At 67.6% G+C, this 19098-nt stretch carries 21 protein-coding genes; 13 read left to right on the forward strand and 8 right to left on the reverse strand.

Annotated features, from left to right (window positions below; translation table 11 throughout):
• Window positions 1-151 precede the first annotated feature (151 nt).
• Window positions 152-898 carry an SCO6745 family protein gene (locus tag OG716_RS09420; RefSeq protein WP_405137263.1) on the forward strand — a complete coding sequence of 249 codons (747 nt, stop codon included), beginning with the start codon at window positions 152-154 and terminating at the stop codon, window positions 896-898.
• A 12-nt stretch (window positions 899-910) separates the two neighbouring features.
• On the forward strand, window positions 911-1486 hold the full coding sequence (locus tag OG716_RS09425; protein ID WP_405137264.1) for a hypothetical protein: 576 nt from the start codon (window positions 911-913) through the stop codon (window positions 1484-1486).
• A gap of 2 nt (window positions 1487-1488) precedes the next feature.
• Here the strand turns inward: OG716_RS09425 and OG716_RS09430 are convergent, their stop codons facing one another.
• Both OG716_RS09430 and OG716_RS09435 read right to left on the reverse strand, forming a co-directional pair.
• Window positions 1489-1869: a hypothetical protein gene (locus OG716_RS09430; RefSeq protein ID WP_405137265.1), complete on the reverse strand. Its 381-nt coding sequence runs from the start codon at window positions 1867-1869 to the stop codon at window positions 1489-1491.
• A 94-nt stretch (window positions 1870-1963) separates the two neighbouring features.
• Entirely contained in the window at window positions 1964-2821 is an 858-nt protein-coding gene (locus tag OG716_RS09435; protein ID WP_405137266.1) for an alpha/beta fold hydrolase, read from the reverse strand.
• A 57-nt stretch (window positions 2822-2878) separates the two neighbouring features.
• Here OG716_RS09435 and OG716_RS09440 point away from each other — a divergent pair, with 57 nt between their 5' ends.
• A complete protein-coding gene (locus OG716_RS09440) occupies window positions 2879-3775 on the forward strand; it encodes an endonuclease/exonuclease/phosphatase family protein (RefSeq protein WP_405137267.1) in 897 nt (298 codons plus the stop codon).
• Window positions 3776-3882: 107 nt separating this feature from the next.
• Window positions 3883-5613 (forward strand): hypothetical protein, encoded by a 1731-nt coding sequence (locus OG716_RS09445; RefSeq protein ID WP_405137268.1) that lies wholly within the window; start codon window positions 3883-3885, stop codon window positions 5611-5613.
• A gap of 213 nt (window positions 5614-5826) precedes the next feature.
• On the opposite strand, the gene OG716_RS09450 is transcribed toward OG716_RS09445, so the two are convergent.
• The gene (locus OG716_RS09450) at window positions 5827-6198 is read right to left on the reverse strand and encodes a nuclear transport factor 2 family protein (protein WP_405137269.1); all 372 of its coding nucleotides are present in this window, start codon (window positions 6196-6198) and stop codon (window positions 5827-5829) included.
• A gap of 122 nt (window positions 6199-6320) precedes the next feature.
• Between OG716_RS09450 and OG716_RS09455 the strand changes: the two genes are divergently transcribed.
• Window positions 6321-7292: an RNA polymerase subunit sigma-70 gene (locus OG716_RS09455; RefSeq protein ID WP_405137270.1), complete on the forward strand. Its 972-nt coding sequence runs from the start codon at window positions 6321-6323 to the stop codon at window positions 7290-7292.
• A 659-nt stretch (window positions 7293-7951) separates the two neighbouring features.
• On the opposite strand, the gene OG716_RS09460 is transcribed toward OG716_RS09455, so the two are convergent.
• Window positions 7952-9022: a dihydrodipicolinate reductase gene (locus tag OG716_RS09460; RefSeq protein WP_405137271.1), complete on the reverse strand. Its 1071-nt coding sequence runs from the start codon at window positions 9020-9022 to the stop codon at window positions 7952-7954.
• 14 nt (window positions 9023-9036) lie between these two features.
• Entirely contained in the window at window positions 9037-9861 is an 825-nt protein-coding gene (locus OG716_RS09465) for an SDR family oxidoreductase (protein WP_405137272.1), read from the reverse strand.
• A 94-nt stretch (window positions 9862-9955) separates the two neighbouring features.
• Here OG716_RS09465 and OG716_RS09470 point away from each other — a divergent pair, with 94 nt between their 5' ends.
• The 4 genes from OG716_RS09470 (at window position 9956) to OG716_RS09485 (ending at window position 14242) form a co-directional block, all read left to right on the forward strand.
• Window positions 9956-10567, forward strand: a complete 612-nt coding sequence (locus OG716_RS09470) for a TetR/AcrR family transcriptional regulator (RefSeq protein WP_405137273.1) — start codon at window positions 9956-9958, stop codon at window positions 10565-10567.
• Between the two features lie 408 nt (window positions 10568-10975).
• The gene (gene fadD11, locus OG716_RS09475; RefSeq protein ID WP_405137274.1) at window positions 10976-12772 is read left to right on the forward strand and encodes a fatty acid--CoA ligase FadD11; all 1797 of its coding nucleotides are present in this window, start codon (window positions 10976-10978) and stop codon (window positions 12770-12772) included.
• Window positions 12773-12965: 193 nt separating this feature from the next.
• On the forward strand, window positions 12966-13589 hold the full coding sequence (locus OG716_RS09480; protein WP_405137275.1) for a TetR/AcrR family transcriptional regulator: 624 nt from the start codon (window positions 12966-12968) through the stop codon (window positions 13587-13589).
• A complete protein-coding gene (locus OG716_RS09485; protein WP_405137276.1) occupies window positions 13586-14242 on the forward strand; it encodes an enoyl-CoA hydratase-related protein in 657 nt (218 codons plus the stop codon). The genes OG716_RS09480 and OG716_RS09485 overlap by 4 nt, the downstream gene beginning before the upstream one ends.
• Window positions 14243-14410: 168 nt before the next feature.
• Here the strand turns inward: OG716_RS09485 and OG716_RS09490 are convergent, their stop codons facing one another.
• Window positions 14411-15256 carry a class I SAM-dependent methyltransferase gene (locus tag OG716_RS09490; RefSeq protein ID WP_405137277.1) on the reverse strand — a complete coding sequence of 282 codons (846 nt, stop codon included), beginning with the start codon at window positions 15254-15256 and terminating at the stop codon, window positions 14411-14413.
• An 81-nt stretch (window positions 15257-15337) separates the two neighbouring features.
• Between OG716_RS09490 and OG716_RS09495 the strand changes: the two genes are divergently transcribed.
• A complete protein-coding gene (locus tag OG716_RS09495; protein ID WP_405137278.1) occupies window positions 15338-15769 on the forward strand; it encodes a helix-turn-helix domain-containing protein in 432 nt (143 codons plus the stop codon).
• A 7-nt stretch (window positions 15770-15776) separates the two neighbouring features.
• Here OG716_RS09495 and OG716_RS09500 read toward each other — a convergent pair whose 3' ends face one another.
• Complete coding sequence (locus OG716_RS09500) at window positions 15777-16373, reverse strand: TetR family transcriptional regulator (protein ID WP_405137279.1); 597 nt, start codon at window positions 16371-16373, stop codon at window positions 15777-15779.
• Between the two features lie 98 nt (window positions 16374-16471).
• Here OG716_RS09500 and OG716_RS09505 point away from each other — a divergent pair, with 98 nt between their 5' ends.
• Together OG716_RS09505 and OG716_RS09510 are read left to right on the forward strand one after the other, a co-directional pair.
• Window positions 16472-17368: an SDR family oxidoreductase gene (locus OG716_RS09505; protein WP_405139607.1), complete on the forward strand. Its 897-nt coding sequence runs from the start codon at window positions 16472-16474 to the stop codon at window positions 17366-17368.
• A 156-nt stretch (window positions 17369-17524) separates the two neighbouring features.
• Window positions 17525-17674: a hypothetical protein gene (locus tag OG716_RS09510; protein WP_405137280.1), complete on the forward strand. Its 150-nt coding sequence runs from the start codon at window positions 17525-17527 to the stop codon at window positions 17672-17674.
• A 15-nt stretch (window positions 17675-17689) separates the two neighbouring features.
• On the opposite strand, the gene OG716_RS09515 is transcribed toward OG716_RS09510, so the two are convergent.
• Window positions 17690-18589, reverse strand: coding sequence for an alpha/beta fold hydrolase (locus tag OG716_RS09515; protein ID WP_405137281.1), 900 nt, complete (start codon window positions 18587-18589; stop codon window positions 17690-17692).
• A gap of 54 nt (window positions 18590-18643) precedes the next feature.
• Here OG716_RS09515 and OG716_RS09520 point away from each other — a divergent pair, with 54 nt between their 5' ends.
• Window positions 18644-19012 (forward strand): hypothetical protein, encoded by a 369-nt coding sequence (locus OG716_RS09520; RefSeq protein WP_405137282.1) that lies wholly within the window; start codon window positions 18644-18646, stop codon window positions 19010-19012.
• Window positions 19013-19098: the final 86 nt, after the last annotated feature.

Genomic DNA, 19098 nt, shown 5'->3' on the forward strand with positions numbered 1-19098 from the left:
AGGGCCGGTCGATCTCGGACCTGGTGTCGAAAGATACTGCGACTGCGAATAATTCGGCTCCGGAGGCCGGGGGAGCAGGCCCCTGGACCGCGCCGATCAACGGTGAAATAGTCTCGGGTGGATTGCGCTTTCCGCTCAGAGAGGAACGGACATGTCGGTTGCGTCCGCGGTGAAGGATCAGGTCCAGCAGATCGGTGGGGGGTTCATGTTCTCCCGGGAGGCGAAGGAGTTCTCCGCCTCCACCGGTGTGGAGGGATTCATGCCCGGTTATACGCGTGGCCGCGGAGGTGTGCTGGGCGATGTGGACGCCGATGTGGTGACGGCCGCCTTCGGCTTCTTCCGGGCGGAGGCGATTCGCGCGGCGTGGGAGTCCACGGCCGCGGTGCCCGCCGCCAAGGGTGCGGCCGGTTATCTGGCCGCCTGCCAGGACTTCGGGCGTCGCAAGCTGGCGGACTTCGCGCAGGCCGAGCGCCTGGCCGAGCTGCTGCAGCCGGTGGTGGATGCCGCTGATCCGGCCGGGGCGCCGCTGTTCGCCGGTTGGCGTGCGCTGCCGCGCGCTGATGACGCACCCGGCCGGGTGCTGCAGCTGATCCATGTGCTGCGTGAGCTGCGTGGCGGTCTGCATCTGATCGGGGTGCGCGCCAGCGGTCTGACGCCGCAGCAGGCGGTGCTCATCGCCGGTTCGCCGCGCACGACCGGTCCGGAGCAGGCGCGGGCCTTCGGCTGGCCGGAACCGTTCGAGGAGATCACCGCGGAATTGAAGGGCCGCTGGATGCAGGCCGAGACGATCACCGAGGATCTGATCGGACCGTCGTTCGCGGTGCTGGACGCGAGTGCGGCGCAGGAGCTGATCGAACTGCTGACCGCCTGTCAGGCGACGGTGTTCGCCCGGCGCTGAACGGAGTTGACGATGCCGCCTCGAATCACGCGGCTGCGCGCGCTGATCGATCATCCCGCGACGGGTGCCGGGGAACGGGCTGCCGCGCACCGGATGCTCGATCGCATCCTCGCCAAGTCGGTGCAGGTGCCGGTCGATGACCGCAGCTACGGCGCGCGGTACAACCGTGCCGCCAGGCATGCGGATCTGGATGACCGCAGCTACGGCGCGCGGTACAACCGTGCCGCCAGGCATGCGGATCTGGCGGAGGTCGCGGATCTGATCCGTGCCGATATCGCTTTCGCGCGAGTCGTTTTCACCGGACCCGGTCAGGCGGGTGAGGTGGCGGTGAGTGATCCGATCCGGGATGCTCCTGCCGCGATCGGCTACGCGGTGACCGCGTTGCCGGGGGAGAGCAGCATTGTCATCACTGTCGAGGATGTGCCGCAGGACTGGGGCTGGGACAGCGCGGGATTTGTCAGTCCCGCGCTACAGGGCCTGGCCGAGGAGCTGGCGGACATCATGAACAGTGACAACCACGACGGCCCGGCCATCGGTAAGCGCTTCTTCGGCCGGGTCCGGGTGCGTGACGTCTCGCTGGTCTGGTAGTCCTACGTCCCCAGCAGCCAACGCCAGCGCGGAATCTCGGCGATGACGGTGGCTGCCGCCAGTACGGAAACCAGGATGGCTGCCCATACGGGCCACACCAGCCAGGCGCCCCACACGGCCGCGGCCACGAGTAGGACCACCAGTGCGATGGTCACCCAGCCGGGTGCGGCCACCATCACCTGTTTCTTGTCCCCGACTGTGCCGAACACCGTCGGGAGTCCGATGAGCACCACGAATACCACCAGCGCGAGTACGACGGACGAGCGATCCGCTACCGCCCACGGTGCGGCGATCCAGGCGATGAGCTCGGTGCTGAACCGCAGCACGGACGGAATGCGGCCCTGATCAGTCATATTCGGTGAGGTCACCGCACGCTCGGACATGCGCAACAGCTTGGCACACCGGCTATCTGCGGGCAGGGGGCGAGAGACCGGTGTCCCGCAGGTCTGCGGGCACCGGGTTACCTCCCGAACCGATTCAGCGCTGCAGGAATTCGAGGCTCACGCGTTCGAAGGCCTGCTTGGCTTCGACCATCACCCAGTGACCGCACTTGGGGAAGATGTGCAGCTCGCCGTCCGGGATGAGCCGCAGGGGAATCATGGCCATATCGGGCGGGCACTGCCGGTCGTCGCCGCCCCAGGTCAGCAGGGTGGGGCACTGGATCTTGTGCATCATGGACCAGTAGGGCGGGATGGCGGAGTCGGCGAGGAATTGCTGTTGCCGCGCAAAGGATTCCGAGCCGTACATGGCCTCGAGGGTCTGGTGCGAATCGGGCCGGCCGGCGACCGCCCAGCGTTCTTCGACGATATCGTCGGTAATGGTCTTGGGGTCGTAGACCATGCAGTTGAGCCAGCGCAGCAACCCTTCCCGGCTGGGGCCGTCGGCGAATTCCTGTAGCAGCCGGGTGCCTTCGCTGGGGTTGGCGCTGAAGATGCTCGCGCCGACGCCGCCGATGGAGATGACCTTCTGCACGCGTTCGGGATGTGTGATGGCGAGGTTGACCGCCACCACGCCGCCCATGGAATTGCCGATCATGGGTGCGGAGTCGATGCCGAGCGCATTCATGAACCGGATGACGGCATCACCGGCGGTCATAACCGGGTGTCCGCCGCGCTCGACGGGATCGCTGACGCCGAAGCCGGGGAATTCCAGGACGTAGCAATGGAAGTGTTCGGCGAAGACGGCGAGGTTTCCGCGATAATTGCGCCATCCGGTCACGCCGATGCCGGATCCGTGCAGCAGGAGCAGGGGCGGGCCGTCACCGGCCTCGTGGTAGCGGATCACACCCTGATCGGTGCGGACTTCGCGCTTGGTGCTCTCGTATGTGACATCCACCGGACCCAGAGTAGAACACGTTACAGTGGGCAGGCTCGCCGATAGTGTTGAGCCGGTATGGAATACGAGGTGGACATGCCCGAATCCGACGTCCTGCGGATTGTGCAGCTCAATATCGGCTCCCTGCTGGAACCGCACTGGGAGCGGCGGCGCCAGGAGATCCTGGCCTGGTTCGACCGCCTCGACCCGGATCTGGTCTGCCTGCAGGAGGTGTGGGAGACCGGGCCCGGCACCAATACCGCCGGCTGGCTCGTCGAGCAGTCCCCGGCCGGGCGCTGGCACTGGTGCTTCGGCGGGTACCCGTTTCCCGAGGATGCCTGGGCCGACCGCACCCTGCGCTTCGGCTCGGCCGTTCTCAGCCGCTGGCCCATCGACCGCCACGAGGTGCTGCCGCTGCCCGCCGATCCCGCCCCGCGTGATCCGCATCCCTCCTGGCGGATCCAGGCCGAACTGCTGTACGCCCACACCGCCGGAATCGACGCCTTCAGCACCCATCTGGCCCCGCCACCCGCGCAGGCCTATCAGCGGGTGCAGCAGGTACTGGCAATCGACGACGCCATTCGAGCCCGCCGCGACCCGGACACCCCGCTGCCCGCGATCCTCTGCGGTGACTTCAATGCCAAACCGCCCTCCGACGAAATGCGCTTCCTGAACGCGAACGCCGTCATCGAGGGCCGCAGCACCTCCTACGTCGACGCCTGGTCCACCCTGCGCCCCACCGAACCCGGCAACACCTACGACCCCCTGACCAACCCGCAGGCCCGCGCCCCGAATGTCCCGCCCCAGCGCATCGACTACGTCTTCGTCGGCGACCCGTTCCTGCGTCCCGGTGGTGCGGGCCGAATCCTGCGCGCGGACCTGGCTTTCCACGAGCCGCTGACCGGCATCCATGCCAGCGACCACTTCGGGCTGGTAGTCGACGTCCACTGGCCCCAGAAACCCTCGGCCGCATAGTGCTCCGCCTGACCTAGTCGTCCGTTTTGTGCCCTGTTGTCGGTTGTGGCACAGTCGATCCGCCGTAGCAGGGCGGTGCAGGGGCGCCGCGGAGGAGGGGACGGGGCGTGCCGCAGGTATCGGTGACCGGGGAATCCGGTGAGGTGTACGAGGTTGCGCGGGAATCGGGTGGGGACGGGCAGGGGAGTAGCCGCCGATGCCGGGACAGGGCGGGGCGGGAGCGGGTTTACAAGCAGTACGGGGCGCCCCCGAACGGCCGGGACTTGATCGGAAGTGCTGCTCGGACAGTACTTTTCGGGCGGGAGATCGTGCTCGCCGCCGAACAGCAGGCCGGATCGGAGGAATGGGCGGCGGCCTCGATCAACTGGCCCATCGATCTGGTACTGCGAGAACAGGCTCTGGCCGGGGTGATCACGCCCGTACTCCCGGCGGAATTCCTGCGGCCGGACGGGACGCCGCTCACCTTCGACCAGCTGGTGATCGAGAGACCTGCTCCGTATTTCCGGGTGGGCGTGCTGATCCGGATCTGCGACATCTTCGTGGTGCTCGACGAACGAGGCCTGGCGCACGGCGGGCTGACCGAACACAATCTGGCGTGGAACCGGTCCCAGCCACATGCGCACCTCGTCGACTGTGACGGGCTCCGGCCCGCGCAGGGAGACGGTGACCGCCTCGCTCTCGCGGGTCTGATCTATCGGGGACTGTTCCTGTCCCCGGCCGCACCGAAGGTCGCCACCGGGGAACGGCAACTGCCCGGTATCCCGGTCGAGCTGGACCCCGCGCTGCGTGCGCTGTTCGTGCGGGCCTTCGCCGGTTCGCCTGCCCCGCACGGGCGTCCGTCCGCCGGGGAGTGGCTGGCCGGACTGCAGGCGGCATTCCTGACTCCCGATCGCGCGGCCTACCGCCCCGATGCGCTCGCGCTCATCGACCGTCCCGGGCCGCCTGTGGATGACGAGGCGACCGTAGTGGCGTCGATATCCCTCACGAAGGAAACCGCCGGTAGTCCCGTCCTCGAAACCGTTCCTGCGCGAACACCTCCCGCCTGGCATACGAACCAGGGCGGGCAACCCGCCGAACCGCTGCTCGCCACCCCGTTCGCCGCCGGTCGGCCCGCGCACCCGCCTGCCTCCGGCACCAAAGTCGCGGGAATCCTCGCCGCGATCGTCGCCTGCCTCGGAGTGATCGCCCTCATCGGCTACGCCGCCCTCAGAACGAACGACCCCAACGACAGCACCGACGCCTTCACCAGCTACTCGAGCTCGTCCAGCAGCTACACCCCGCCGGCGACCACCCCGCCGTTCGACTGGAACACTCTCGACTCAGCCGCCGGCGACAAGACGCCGTTCACCACCGATGCGCTACTGCCGCAATCGTTCACCGACGCCAAGCAGGTCGAATACACGCTGCGCGGAGGGGGAGTGCATGACTGCATCACCTCGGGGATGTCCAGGAATGTGAAGTCGATCCTCACCAGCCACCAGTGCAATCAGCTGGTCAGCGGCTCGTATGTGGACACCTCCGACCAGATCCTGGTGTCCATCGACGTGTTCGCCTTCGCCACCGCCGGCGAGGCGAGCGGCCTGTACAACGCCATCAAGGATCAGGACCAGGATTGGACGGTCTGGTGCCCGAAAACCGGTGCCGGCGCCTCGGTCTGCGACAACAATGCCGGGTGGGGCACCTATCGCGCCTGGGGTCTGCAGAATCACCGGTACCTGTACGAGTCGACCGCCATGTACATCAACCTCACCCGGGACAAGAGCATCACCGACTGGCTCGATGCTGCCGCCTCGGCGCTGGACAAGCAGGCGGGTCCGGCGAACTACTGGAAGAATTGACCCTCACGGTCTGCCGGGACAGGGGAGATGAGCACAGTTCCTCCGCGCTGTGCTGTGTGGTCATCGACGGCCCAGAACGGCCGGGAAGCCGCGAGCGCGCGGCCGCGGCCGTGGACCGCGCCATCACCGCGCGGCTCACCCCCGTCCAGCTGCGCACGCTGGACGAGGCCCGTGCCCTCGTTCATCGATGGCCCATGAACGAGGGCCAGCCGGTCAGTCGGCAGCCGCCCGGGCGGCTTCGAACGGCGCCCGGTCGAAGATGAAGCGGCTCTGTGTGATTCGGCCGTCGACGATGGTGACCAGTTCCGCGCCGGGGGCGTCGGCGACCGGAACGGATGACGTGTCGTACATGACGAGGGCGGTGCCCTCATCGCCGAAGGCCGCCAGCATCGTGGCGCCGGTGACGATCTGGCTGAACGGTTCCAAAAAGGCGCGGTAGGCAGCGGCGCCCTCGATGCGGCCCGCAGGTGCCTGGCAGACGATGTCATCGGCCACGTAGGTCATGGCCTTGTCAATGTCCTTACCGGTCCAGGCGTGGAAATAGTTCAGCGCCAACCGGACGGCGGGGCTGTCGTTGCTGATCATGTCGGTCTCGATTCATTCGATAGAAAAGGTTCACAGATATAGACACCGGCGCACACGCGAACGGACCGAAGATTCGGTCCCCCGATGCCACCGATGTCGACCCCGGGTGCCACGATGGCGAAATGACAAAGGCATTGGCGGCAGCCCGGGCCGGTGACGAGCGGGCGTTCGGTGAGCTCACCGAGCCGTATCACCGTGAGCTGCAACTGCACTGCTACCGCCTGCTCGGCTCAATGCACGACGCCGAGGACGTGCTACAGGAGACGTTGGTCGCTGCCTGGCGCGGGTTGGCAGATTTCCAGCAGCGTTCCTCGGTCCGCACCTGGCTGTATCGGATAGCCACCAACCGCTGCCTCAACGCACAGCGCGACGCGCGGCGCCGACCGGTGCAGCCGCTGCCGTTCGACGTGCCCGATCCCACCCGTACGGGTGGGGTGAGTTGGCTCGAGCCATACCCGGACTCGCTACTCGATCCCGAGCAGCGGTATCAGTCACGAGAATCGGTAGAGCTGGCGTTCATCACGGCCCTGCAGCAGTTGCCGCCGCGCCAGACCGCAGTACTGGTGCTGCGAGATGTCCTGGACTTCGGCGGATCCGAGGTCGCCGAGATGCTCGGTACCAGCACTACCGCGGTGAAGGCCGCCCTGCAACGTGCTCGCGAAACCCTCGATCTCGGTCACGCCCGGACCGATCCGCCCGATCCCGGCTCGGATATCGAGCGTGAACTGACTCGGCGCTTCGCTGCCGCGTACACCGCCCGCGATGTGGACGGTGTCGTGGCACTGCTCACTGACGACGCGTGGCTCACCATGCCGCCCTGGCCACACGAGTACCAGGGACCGACCGCGATCGCCGCATTCGTGCACTGCGTCCCGGCTTTTCGCGATCGGAATCCGATGCTGATCAATACAACTCGCGCAAACGGCGGCCCAGCCTTCGCGATCTATGCGCAACACGCAGGCGAGCCGGAGTTCCGCGCCACCGGGTTGCTGGTGCTCACCGCGGCAGGCAACCGAATCGGGGCACTCACTCACTTTCCACCGGCCGAGTGCTTCCCACGGCTCGGACTGCCACTGGCCATGCCCGACCGGTGAGCGCTGCCACGCGTCGGCGCTGACGCGCGGTATATACGGCGTGCGGATCGGCGACTATGCCGTCGGGGCGGATGAGCAGGGCCGAGAGTTCGCGGGGGGTTGAGCTGCTTTGGCGGTGACAACGGTGAGGCGATCGGGCCAGCGGGCGGCGATGGCGCGGCGGCGAATTCGGGGCTGTGCACAGGAATACGGTCGCTGTCGGTGCCGATCGGCAAGGGGTGGCGGGTTCGAGGCGGGAGACGGGTGCAATGGTGTGAGGGTCGAGACCAACCCAACGGAAGAGCGCCCGAGCTGCCACTTGACATAATGTAGATTATCGGTACTTTTATGGGGTTGCCTGGAGCTGGGAATGATCTTGTGCGACATGTGTTTTCGGCGTTTTCGGGCACTTTCCGGCTGCTCCCGATGTACGGGGCTCCTTCGCTTGATGTCGTGCACTGCGCCGGTGTGCTGAGGCGAAATCCGTTGCCGTAATTTATTTTTCGGCCAAATCATGATTCGCCGTAAAATTTCCGAAATAAGCCAAAAGGTGCGATCTGAGCTCCTTCGGGATCGTTCAACCTCACTCGGGGCCTCTCGGGTCCCACTCCCCTAGGTCCCGGCACCCCGCCTCAATACGTCACTGTGACGTATTGAGGCGGGCAAACTGGTTGCGGCACTTACCGAATGGTGCCCTTGCCCGGGATCAATGGCAGATCCAGAGCGGTCACCCAGCCCGGCGGCAGATCGTTGACGGCAGGCACCGCATTGAGCGCCCGCAATCCCGTGGACAGGCAGCCCGCCACCGCCGGCGTGCGGCCGGAACCATCGGTGAACCGGAACGAGGTCTCCTGGGAAATCGACGGCGAACCGATTATGTCAACCCGATAGACATCGTCGCGGGTACCGGCGGGCCAGTCCGGCGCCGCGTCCAGGCCGATGCGATTGACATGTTCGAGGGTGATCACCTCGCGGCCCTGGTAGATGCCGTTGATGCTGAAGCGGATGGCAGCGACCGTGCCCGCCTTGACGATTCCCTTGGCCGACTCGCGATCCTCGGGCGTCACCCACTTCTCCCAGGTGGTGGTGATGTCCTCGAGTTCGATCCCGGCGGCCGACGCGATCATCGGCACGGTCGCACCCCACGCCATGATCAGAATGTCGGGATGCTCGAGCATGGCCGTGAACTCCGGCGGATGCCCGATGCCCATCTCGAGCTCGTAATCGCCCTCGTAGTCGGTGTAATCGAGCAACTCCGAGGCGCGCACCGACTGCACCTCACCGCACAGGCCCATGAGCGTCAGCGGGAACAGGTCGTTGGCGAAGCCGGGGTCGATACCGGTGGTGAAGCAGGACGCGCCGCCCTCGGCGCAGGCCGCCGTGATCGGATCACGCCACACATCGGGCAGCTTGTCCATGGCCGGCCACACCCACGGCGTCATGGACGTCGAGCACACGTCGATACCGGCACGCAGGAAACTGCCGATGACGCGGATGTTCTCATCGGCCAGAGCGGCCGTGGGCCCGTAGTGCACGACGGCGTCCGGGCGCAGCGCGATCAGCTCGTCCACCGAATTGGTGGCCAGCACACCGGTTTTCGCGCCGCCGCACAGGTCACCGGCATCCTTGCCGACCTTGTCCGGATTGCTGACGCCGACGCCGACGAGCTCGAAGTGCGGGTGGGCGAGGATTTCCGTCAGCACCATCGAGCCGACGACGCCGGTCCCCCACAGTACGATTCGCTTCTTCATGGGTTCTCCTGTGCTCATCGGTGGAATTCACCGCAGTCGACGGTGAGCATCTGGCCGGTGACCGCGCTGGCGAGGTCGCTGGCCAGGAACAGGGTGGCGCGGGCGACCTCGTCGGGCCCGGCGAGGCGTTTGAGGTCGGTGGGTTCGGCTTTCTGCCGGTAGATGTCCTCGTGGGTGACCCCGGCCTGGCTGGCGAGCCAGTCGAAGTAGGCCTTGTTGATGTCCTCGTACACATACGAGGGGGCGACGCTGTTGACGCGGATGCCGCGTGGGCCCAGTTCGGTGGCCAGTGAGGACGCCAGGTGCTGCAGTGTGCCTTTGGAGAGTTTGTAGCCGGAGAATTCGGGCTGCGAACTGTAGGACACGCACGAGTTGAGCATGATGACCGAGCCGCGCGAGCGTTCCAGAGCGTCGGCGAACAGGGCCGAGAGTCGCAGCGGGGCAAAGACATTGGTTTCATTGACGGTGCGCAGCGCGTCCAGTTCGATCTGGGTGATCGGGTTCATGGGCGGGATGGCGAAGGCATTGTTGATCAGGCAGTCGACCTGCCCGAATTCTTCGAGGGTGCGCGCGACGAGGGCTTGGCGCTGGGTTTCGTCGGTGATGTCGGTGGGCGCGACCAGGGCGGTGCGGCCCAGGGCGCGGACCTGCTCGGCGACCTTTTCCAGGCGCTTGGCGGTGCGGCTGGCCAGCACCAGGTGCGCGCCCATGCGGGCGGCTTCGATGGTCAACGCGTGGCCCAGGCCGGGGCCGACGCCCGAGACCACGATGACCTTGTCCTGCAGTAGCGGTACCGGCCGATAGGTATCGGCGGGTGCGGCGTGCGGGGCAGCTGACACGACTCCTCCTCGAGTCCACAGCAGTTACACATTGTAACGACTTAGATGTGACAGACTGTAACGACTCCCGACCCGACCGACAAGGACCGATTTCGTGACCGCACGCCACCGGCTGGGCCCGCACCGCGACCCCGCGGTGGACCGCGCCGTGCTCGACGCCGCCCGCGCGCTGCTCGTCGAACAGGGGTATGCCGCAACCTCGATCGATGCGATCGCCGCCCGCGCCGGGGTGAGCCGGCCCTCGATCTACCGGCGCTGGCCCTCCAAGGCCCACCTCATCGCCCAGGCCGTGTTCCCGGACGTCGGCTCGGAAAAGGTGGCGCCCGATCTGCTCTCGGAGGTCCGCAAGGTGATTCGCGGGACCATTCAGCTCTTCGGCTCGGCCGAGACGCGCGCGGCCATGCCGGGGCTGATGGCCGAGATGCGCGAAGATCCGAGCCTGTACCGGAAATTGTCAGCCCGGCTCGACACCCCGACCCGTGAAGAGCTGACCGGGTATCTGGGCGAGAACGCCGCGCCGGGCCGGCCGGGGCTGGATCCGAATACCGTGCTGGACACCGTGGCCGGGGCGGCACTGTTCGCCATGTGCATTCGCGATATCGACGATCTGGACGGATTCGCGGCGTCGCTGGAAGATCTGCTGCTCTACGGCATCGTCGGCGCCCGCGACCGCGCCGCACTCCGGCAGTCCGAGGCCCCTTCCTGAAATCGGGTAGCAATCCGAACCTCGCCCGCGCATCCGGGTGACGTCGACTTGGTTGAGGGGCGGCGGTATCGCCCGGAAGCCCTGGCAAGTCCGATCTCGCAGCCGATCTGGGCCTCAGCGGGCGCACCCTGCGGCGTCGCCTGGCCGACGACGGGACGACATTCCGGGAGTTGAGGGGCGAGACCGTCGGCCTGCTCGCCGGAAGTGGTGCACTCCCCCGCTGTTTCTCGCACTGCACCGTCGTCGAAACGTCACAGTGACGTATGCGGCGGTCCTCCGCTATAGGGTGCTTGCCGCGCCCTGCCGCCGACCCGGCCTCCGGCGCGCCGATGTGCCTAAACGGCTCACACCCGGACCCGGCACGATCTACCGTCTGAGAAGGTGTCGGTGAGTGGATCGAGAACTGTTATGACAAAACCGAATACGTCCCCTGCGGCATTCCAGCAGACCGCCGCGATCGACCCGGAGGCGGTGGCGGTGCGCTCGGTCGGCGGGGAGCAATCGCTGACCTGGCGCGAGTATGCCCGGCAGGTGCGGGCGGTGGCGGGCGGATTGCAGGCGCTGGGGGTCGGGCGCGGGGACACCGTGGCCCTGATGATGGCCAACCGGGTCGAGTTCTATCCCCTGGAGGTGGGCGCGCAGCACAGCGGAGCGACCTCGTTCTCGGTGTACAACACGCTCTCGGCGCAACAGCTGAACTATGTGTTCACCAATGCCGGGAACCGGATCGTGCTGTGCGAGGCGCAGTATGTGGATCGCATTCGCGCCAGCGGGGTGCCCATCGAAACGATCGTGTGCGTGGACCGGGCGGTGCCGGGCACGCTGTCGGTGGCGCAGCTGACCTCGCTGGTGCGACAGGACTTCGATTTCGAGGCCACCTGGCAGGCGGTGACCCCTGAGGACATTGTCACGCTCTGCTACACCTCCGGGACCACCGGCAATCCGAAGGGTGTGGAGATCAGCCACGCCAATCTGGCCTTCGAATGTCAGGCGTACGCCTCGGTGATGCCGGTGCAGTTCGGTGATCGCATCACCTCGTACCTGCCGACCGCGCATATGGCCGACCGGGTGACCAATCTGTATCTGCACGAGTACTACGGCAGTCAGATCACCACGGTGCCCGATCGCACACAATTGCCCGCCGCGCTCATCGATGCCCGGCCCACCATCTGGGGTGCGGTGCCGCGGGTGTGGGAGAAACTCAAAGCGGCAGTGGAGTTCTCGGTCGCGAACGAGGCCGATGCGCAGCGGCGCGCGGGGTTGGAGTGGGCGCTGGAGGTGGCGGGGCGCAAGGCGGCCGCGCAATTGGCGGGTGCGCCACTCGATGACGTGCAGGCCGCGGAGTGGGCGCACGCCGATGAGCTCGTGTTGTCCAAGCTGCGCGCCCAACTCGGCCTGGATCAACTCAAATGGGCGCTGTCGGGGGCCGCGCCGATTCCGGCCGAGACGCTCGGATTCTTCTTCGGGCTCGGCATTCCCATTTCCGAGGTGTGGGGCATGTCGGAGCTCACGTGTGTGGCCAGTGTCAGCCCGCCGGGGCAGGCGCGGCTGGGCACCGTCGGCAAACTGCTGCCCGGGCTGGAATCGAAGATCGCCGAGGACGGGGAATTCCTGGTGCGCGGACCACTGGTTATGCGTGAATACCGGCAGGAACCGCAGAAGACCGCCGAGGCGCTCACCGACGGCTGGCTCGCCACCGGTGACATCATCACCGAGGACGCCGACGGGTACCTGCGGGTCATCGACCGCAAGAAGGAGATCATCATCAACTCCGGTGGCAAGAACATGTCCCCGGCCAATATCGAGAACACCATCAAAGCCGCCACCCCGCTGATCGGTGCCCTGGCCACCATCGGGGACCGGCGCTCCTACAACACCGCGCTCATCGTGCTCGACGCCGAATCCGCGGAACCCTATGCGGCACAACACGGTTTGACCGATGCGTCGGCGGCCGCGCTGGCCGCCGACAAAGGGCTGATCGACGAGATCGCGCGCGGGGTCGCCGCCGGCAATGCGCATCTCTCGCGCGTGGAGCAGATCAAACGGTTCACCATCCTGCCGGCCTTCTGGGAGCCGGGCGGGGACGAAGTGACCTTGACGATGAAGCTGCGGCGCAATCCGATCGCCGAGAAGTACGCCGCCGAGATCGAGACCATGTACGCGCCGGTCCTGACCGACGGCGTGCACGAACCCGCATCGGAGTAGCGGCCCACGAAAGCGTGTGGGGCGGTGGTCGATAGCGATCGTCGGCCCCACACGCGTTCGTCCATGCGCGTGGACACCCTGCGCTGGGTGGGGCCGCGGACCGCAAGCTCGCCCACCCGCGTGCGGCGAATGCTCGCGCCGGGTGGCGCACACCACCGTAATAACAGAGCGACTGCTCTGTTATGTTCGAACCATGCCCAGACCGCGCATGCACGACCCCGGCACGGTGCTCGATGCCGCAGAGGCGCTCGCCGCCGGAGCCGGGCCCGCCGCGGTGACCATTCGCGCGGTCGCGGCCGCCACCGGCATCTCCAACGGCGCGATCTACCACACCTTCGCCTCCCGGGCGGAACTGCTGGCCCGCACCTGGATTCGCGCCGCCGAACGATTCCTCGCGCTGCAGGCCGATCTGGTGGCCGGGCAGACCGGCGAGGATGCGGTGCTCGCGGCGGCCGAAGCGCCCGCCGACTTCGCCCGCCGATTCCCGCTCTCGACCAAGATGTTCTTCACCGTGCGCCGCGAGGACCTGCTCGATGACCAGGACCTGCCCGACCCGGTGCGCGCGGCGCTCGAGGCACCCCAGCGGGCGCTGATCGCGCTCATGCAGCAGTTGGCCCGGCAGCTGTGGGGGCGCGGCGACGGCGGGGCCGTCGATGTCCTGACCATCTGCCTGGTCGATCTGCCCACCGCGATCCTCATCGACCGCGATCGCTTCACCTCACCGCTTGCCCGCGAACAATTGCGTGCCGCCGTGCGCGCGGTGCTCGCGGTCGGACCACCACCCCGTACACCACACCCCGCGAAGGACAACCGATGACTCTCACCCTCACCCACCACGACAAGATCGCCGTCCTCGACCTCGGCGGGGACGAAAACCGTTTCTCCCCAGCCTTTCTCGACGAGGTGAACACCGCCCTGGACACGGTCGTCGCCGACGGGTCGCATGCGCTGCTCACCACCGCGAGCGGCAAGTTCTACTCCAACGGCCTGGATCTGGAATGGCTCAGCGCCAATGGCGACCGCGCCGACTGGTATGTGGGCCAGGTGCAGGCGCTGCTGGCGCGGGTGCTGGCCTTCCCGCTGCCGACCGCCGCCGCCCTGCCCGGGCACGCCTTCGGCGCCGGCGCCATGCTCGCCATCGCCCACGACTTCCGGGTCATGCGCGCCGACCGCGGGTACTTCTGCTTCCCCGAAGCCGATATTCGTATTCCCTTCACCAAGGGCATGGCCGCGCTCATCCAGTCCAAGCTCACCCCCAAGGCGGCGATCGCGTCCATGACCACCGGGCACCGATTCCCGGCGCCCGAGGCCCTGGTGTACGACCTCATCGACGCCGCCGTACCCGAGGCCGAGGTCACCGAGAGCGCGCTGGGGCTGCTGACCCCGCTCGGGGTGAAGGATCCGAGCACGCTCGGCGCTATCAAGCACGTCATGTTCGCCGAGGCCGTCGCGGCACTCACCACGCTGTAAACGACCGGGGGCTGTCGCTTTCGCCGACCACGGGTACGGCTGCCGCGGGAGAGATCCACACGGAAGGAGTCCATACGGCAGGGCTGACCTGTCGCGGCGACCGCCCGCACTGTTGCGCGGCGGTCGCAGCCCGGGCTCAGTGCGCCGCGGTCCTCAGTGCGGCGGTTCTCAGTGCGCCGCGGTCGCCTCGACCGACCAGCACGCTGCGGTGAAGCGGACGGTACCGGCGTGCACGAACGGTTCGAAGGCGGCGCGCACGGTCTCTACGACCCCGGTGCGCGTCGCCTCGTCCACATCGGGCAAGGCCAGGCCGACAACACCGAACCGGCTGAAGTAGCGCACCAGATGCTCTTCGGGCAGAGTGCATTCCACATCGGCGGGGCGAATGGTGATATCGCCCCAGCCGCTCTTGTCGAGAATCGCCCGCACCCGGTGCTCGTCGGCGAAGGCGAACTGGCCGGGCTGATCCGGTTGGCGCACAGGAAGATTCGGCAGCAGCGGGGCCGCGGCGCGCTCGGCGGTCGTCATGAACGGGTTCTGGTCGATACCGCGCCAGCACAGGAACCGCAGCGCGGCGCTATCGCGGGCGGCGCGGCGCAGGTTCGTGAAGGCGGCCACCGAATCGGGGAAGAACATGACACCGAAGCGGGACATGATCAGATCGAAGCTCGCCGGAGCGAACACGGCGGTCTGCGCATCATCGATCACGAAACTCACCGGGGCGTCGGTGTCCTGCACACGGGCGCGGGCGGCGGTGATCATCGCCTCGGAGATATCGACGCCCACCACCGCACCGGCAGGCCCCACCCGGCGGGCCGCGGCCAGCGTCGTGGCGCCCGCACCGCACCCCACATCCAGGATCCGCGCACCCGACCCGGCGGCGATCGAATCCACCAGCAGGCCCTCGAACGGCTGCAGCACCTGATCCATCAGGCCCGCCGATTGCGACCAGGCCTGCCCGGAACGGCCGTTCCACTGCGTGATCTGCTCGGCGGGCTGCGGCTCGGAACTCATCGGAGTCTCCTTTACTTGCTGTCACCGGAGGGGGAAACTTCACTCTGTCAGTTCAAGTCGACTTGAAGTCAAGGGATTGCCGTGGATCTGGACATCGGTGACGTGGTCGCCCGCTCGGGAGTACCCGCCTCGACGCTGCGCTACTACGAGGAGAGGAAACTCATCGCCTCCACCGGCAGACGCGGCCAGCGCCGTCTCTTCGCCCCCGCGGTCCTGGACCAGCTGGCCCTGATCGGCCTGGGACGCGCCGCCGGATTCTCCCTCGACGACATCGCCGGAATGTTCGCCCCGGACGGTCGCCCCGAGATCGACCGCGCCATGCTCACCACCCGGGCCGACGAACTCGACCACACCATCGCCCAGCTCACCGCTATGAGCGAAAGCCTGCGCCACGCTGCCGCCTGCCCCGCGCCCAGTCACATGGAATGCCCCACCTTCCGTGCCATGCTCGCCGGCATCCTCACCGCAGGCCGCCCCGGCTCTCCGAAAAAGGTCCCCTCCCGGCCGCTGTGACTTCGCCTTATTCGGGGGTCGAATGTCCTGCGGCCGTTGCCTTTTCGGACAGGGCGAGCAGTTCGCGCAGTACGTTTGCGGACAGGTCGGCGAGTGAGCGCTGTTCGCCCTCGCGGATCCACTGGGTGAAGGCGATCCCGAAGACGGTGGCGCCCGATTCCGCGGCCAGGGTGGCGGGCAGGTCGTCGATGCCGCGGGCGCGCAGGGCACCGGCGAGGGTCGCGGCCAGGCCGGAGAGTTTGTGTGATTCGCGTTCTCGCAGTGCGGGATTCAGCTCGATCACCGATTGCCGGGTGCGCGAGTGCGGGCGGCGCTCGTCCGGGAAGAAGGATGCCGCCGATTGCAGGGCGCAGGCGATGATCTCGAGTGCGGAGGCGCCCTGCGGCGCGGTGTCCACGCCGGTGAGGAACGCCTGCACGAAGGCATCCTGTCCGTGGAACAGCACCTCGCGCTTATCGCTGAAGTAGCGGAAGAAGGTGCGCTCGGTGAGGCCGACGGATTGAGCGATCTCGGTGGCGGTGGTCTGCTCGTAGCCGCGGGTGGCGAACAGTTCGAGGGCTGCCTTCTGCAGCCGCTCCGGAGCGCCCGGTTCCCAACGTGCCATGCGCTCGAGTCTAGCGATGACAGTGACTGACATAGAAGCGTAGGCTGATGTCAGCGACTGACATCAATCGCTGCCACCAGTCGAAGGAAGATCACATCATGCACGTTTTCGTCACGGGAGCCTCCGGATGGATCGGCTCCGCCACGGTCGATGAACTGCTCGCCGGCGGCCACACGGTTACCGGGCTGGCCAGATCCGACGCCTCCGCCGCAGCCCTGCACGCCAAGGGTGTCCAGGTTCGCCGCGGGGACCTGGACGACCTCGGCAGCATTCGTGCCGGTGCCGAGAAGGCCGACGCGGTCATCCATCTCGCGAACAAACACGACTTCTCCCACCCGGCCGTCTCGAACGCGGCCGAACGGGCCGCCGTGCAGACCATCGGCGACACCCTCGCCGATACCGGCCGCCCGTTCCTGCTCGCCTCGGGCGTCGCCGGCCTCACCCAGGGCCGCCCCGGCACCGAGGACGACCCCTCCGCCGCCCACGGACCGAACTCCCCGCGCGGCGGCAGCGAGAACCTGGCCCTGGAATTCGCCGACCGCGGCGTGCACAGCGTCAGCCTGCGCTTCGCGCCCACCGTGCACGGCACCGGCGACCACGGATTCATCGCGGTCATCGCCGCGATCGCCCGCGCCAAGGGCGTCTCCGGCTACCCCGCTGACGGCACCCACCGCTGGGCCGCCGTCCACCGCTCCGACGCCGCCCGGCTCGTGGCCCTCGGCCTCGGGAAAGCACCCGCAGGCGCCCGGCTGCACGCCGTCGCCGAACAGGGCGTCCTCGCCCGTGACATCGCAGAAGCCATCGGCCGGTGCTTCGACCTGCCCGTCGCCTCGATCGCCCCCGAAGACGTCCTGGACCACTTCGGCTGGATCGGCAATTTCTTCGCCATGGACCTCGCGGCGACCAGCACCCGAACCCGAGAACTACTGGGCTGGACACCCACCGGCCCGACCCTGCTCGAGGACATCGACGCGGGCGCGTACGCAGCACACTGACCGGGGGCCCTCCTCGTACAGCTGCGATTCGATGCTGTCGCTGAGGGTGATGCAGATCGACTCCAAACGGTCACCGTCACAGCAGAATCGGGCGCGGGCGCCATCGATGCGCAGTTCGGTCCGGACCCACACGACGCGATCCGCCGGGCGGGGTTCGTGCGAAAGCGCTTGCACGCCTGCGACCGGCGCAATCGGACTGTCGTCGGTGGGCGGCAGTCATACTCGCTGGTTCGGCGCGCCGGCGTGGTCATCGAACGCGCCGAGCCGAACGTGCGCAGCGGGCTCGGGCGCGATATGCGGGCGTGAAGTCGGGGCCTGTGGCTAGCGGGAATGTGCCTGCAGGTGGGGCAGGAGGTGTTCGGCGACGGCTGCGGGCTGTTCGGCGTGCAGGAAATGGCCGCTGCCGGGGAGCTGTGCGGTGGTCGCACCGGCGGCTTCGGCCAAGGCCCGCTGCAGATCCGGTGACATGCACCCGTCGCGGCAGCCCGACAGTGCCAAGGTCGGGAGGGGGGCGGGGTCGGCCAGGAGCAGGCGGTGGAATTCCCGGGTCGGGGCGCGATGGACCGTGAACAGGGAGCGGTAGTAGCGAGTTGCCGCCCAGGCTGTTTCGCGGTGGGTGAAAACCTGTGCGGTGGGGGCGAAGTCGGCGTCGGTGAACTCCCAGCCCGGGGACCATCGCTGCCACAGCCGTCGCACGAATGCCGCATCGTCGCGCGTGAGCAGCCGCGGTGAGGCCGCTGATTGCATGACCGGGATGTAGGAGGACATCATCATCTGGCGTGGCAGATGCCGCGCCGCCCCCGGTGCGAGGCCGCCGCCGAACGGGGGTATCGCCAGCAGGGTCAGTGAAAGCCATTGCCTCGGATGCTGTTTCGCCAGAATCGTGGCAGCGAACGCACCCCAGTCATGGCCGACCAGATGTGTCGGCGGCCCGCCCAGCGCCCGATGCCAGGCGGCGATGTCCTCGGCCACCGCCATCAGGTCATAGCGCGCGCCCCGCACCGCCGAATCGGGGGTATACCCGCGCAGCCACGGCGTCAGCACCTGAAATCCGGCGCCCACCAGCGCCGGAATCAGCGCGTCCCAACCGTGCGGGGTATCGGGGAACCCGTGCAACAGCAGCACCAGCGGCCCGTCGTCGGCGCCGAAATGCCGGGCCGGCAACACCATCCCGTCACGGCGCAGTTCGAGTGCGGACTCACCGGAATCAGCCGATGCCATAGGTACCTCTCTTCGAACTCGGCCGCCCCCGCGCGCAGGAGCGGCCGCCGATCAGTGGCCGTGGCGCTTTCACGCCGCGCGATCCGTGCTCTCTGCGAGGGACTGGCCGCCGAGCTGGGCCCCAAGGGGACCACGAAAGCTCGCCCATCCACGTTCGTGCCGCGCGGACGCAGCCAGCAGCAGGTCGTCTACAACATCGCCGAGGGCACGTGTGTCCGCGACCAGCCCGTGCAACTGCATGCTCAATCCCTCGTCGAGTCGCAAACCAGCCCGCCCGGCCGCGTCACCGGCCGAGAACAGCTGTGCGACACCATATTTGCTCACCGGCCGATGCACACGATCGCCCGCCATCGCATCCGCTCGGTGGGAGCACTGCCCTTGTCCCGTACACAGGCAATTGCGGGCGACCGGGCACGGAGCTGATCCGATTCCCGTCCGCCGCCTCGGGCGTCACACTCGGCGCAGGCCGTGAGGAATTCGAGGCGTGCGACTTCGTCGGACTCCACCCG

The organism is Nocardia sp. NBC_01388 (assembly GCF_045040085.1).
Classification (GTDB): domain Bacteria; phylum Actinomycetota; class Actinomycetes; order Mycobacteriales; family Mycobacteriaceae; genus Nocardia.

Coding starts and splice junctions, on each gene's coding strand:
- OG716_RS09420 (WP_405137263.1), top strand. CDS start 152: ATGTCGGTTGCGTCCGCGGTGAAGGATCAGGTCCAGCAGATCGGTGGG.
- OG716_RS09425 (WP_405137264.1), top strand. CDS start 911: ATGCCGCCTCGAATCACGCGGCTGCGCGCGCTGATCGATCATCCCGCG.
- OG716_RS09430 (WP_405137265.1), bottom strand. CDS start 1,869: ATGTCCGAGCGTGCGGTGACCTCACCGAATATGACTGATCAGGGCCGC.
- OG716_RS09440 (WP_405137267.1), top strand. CDS start 2,879: ATGGAATACGAGGTGGACATGCCCGAATCCGACGTCCTGCGGATTGTG.
- OG716_RS09450 (WP_405137269.1), bottom strand. CDS start 6,198: ATGATCAGCAACGACAGCCCCGCCGTCCGGTTGGCGCTGAACTATTTC.
- OG716_RS09455 (WP_405137270.1), top strand. CDS start 6,321: ATGACAAAGGCATTGGCGGCAGCCCGGGCCGGTGACGAGCGGGCGTTC.
- OG716_RS09460 (WP_405137271.1), bottom strand. CDS start 9,022: ATGAAGAAGCGAATCGTACTGTGGGGGACCGGCGTCGTCGGCTCGATG.
- fadD11 (WP_405137274.1), top strand. CDS start 10,976: ATGACAAAACCGAATACGTCCCCTGCGGCATTCCAGCAGACCGCCGCG.
- OG716_RS09480 (WP_405137275.1), top strand. CDS start 12,966: ATGCCCAGACCGCGCATGCACGACCCCGGCACGGTGCTCGATGCCGCA.
- OG716_RS09485 (WP_405137276.1), top strand. CDS start 13,586: ATGACTCTCACCCTCACCCACCACGACAAGATCGCCGTCCTCGACCTC.
- OG716_RS09490 (WP_405137277.1), bottom strand. CDS start 15,256: ATGAGTTCCGAGCCGCAGCCCGCCGAGCAGATCACGCAGTGGAACGGC.
- OG716_RS09500 (WP_405137279.1), bottom strand. CDS start 16,373: ATGGCACGTTGGGAACCGGGCGCTCCGGAGCGGCTGCAGAAGGCAGCC.
- OG716_RS09505 (WP_405139607.1), top strand. CDS start 16,472: ATGCACGTTTTCGTCACGGGAGCCTCCGGATGGATCGGCTCCGCCACG.
- OG716_RS09515 (WP_405137281.1), bottom strand. CDS start 18,589: ATGGCATCGGCTGATTCCGGTGAGTCCGCACTCGAACTGCGCCGTGAC.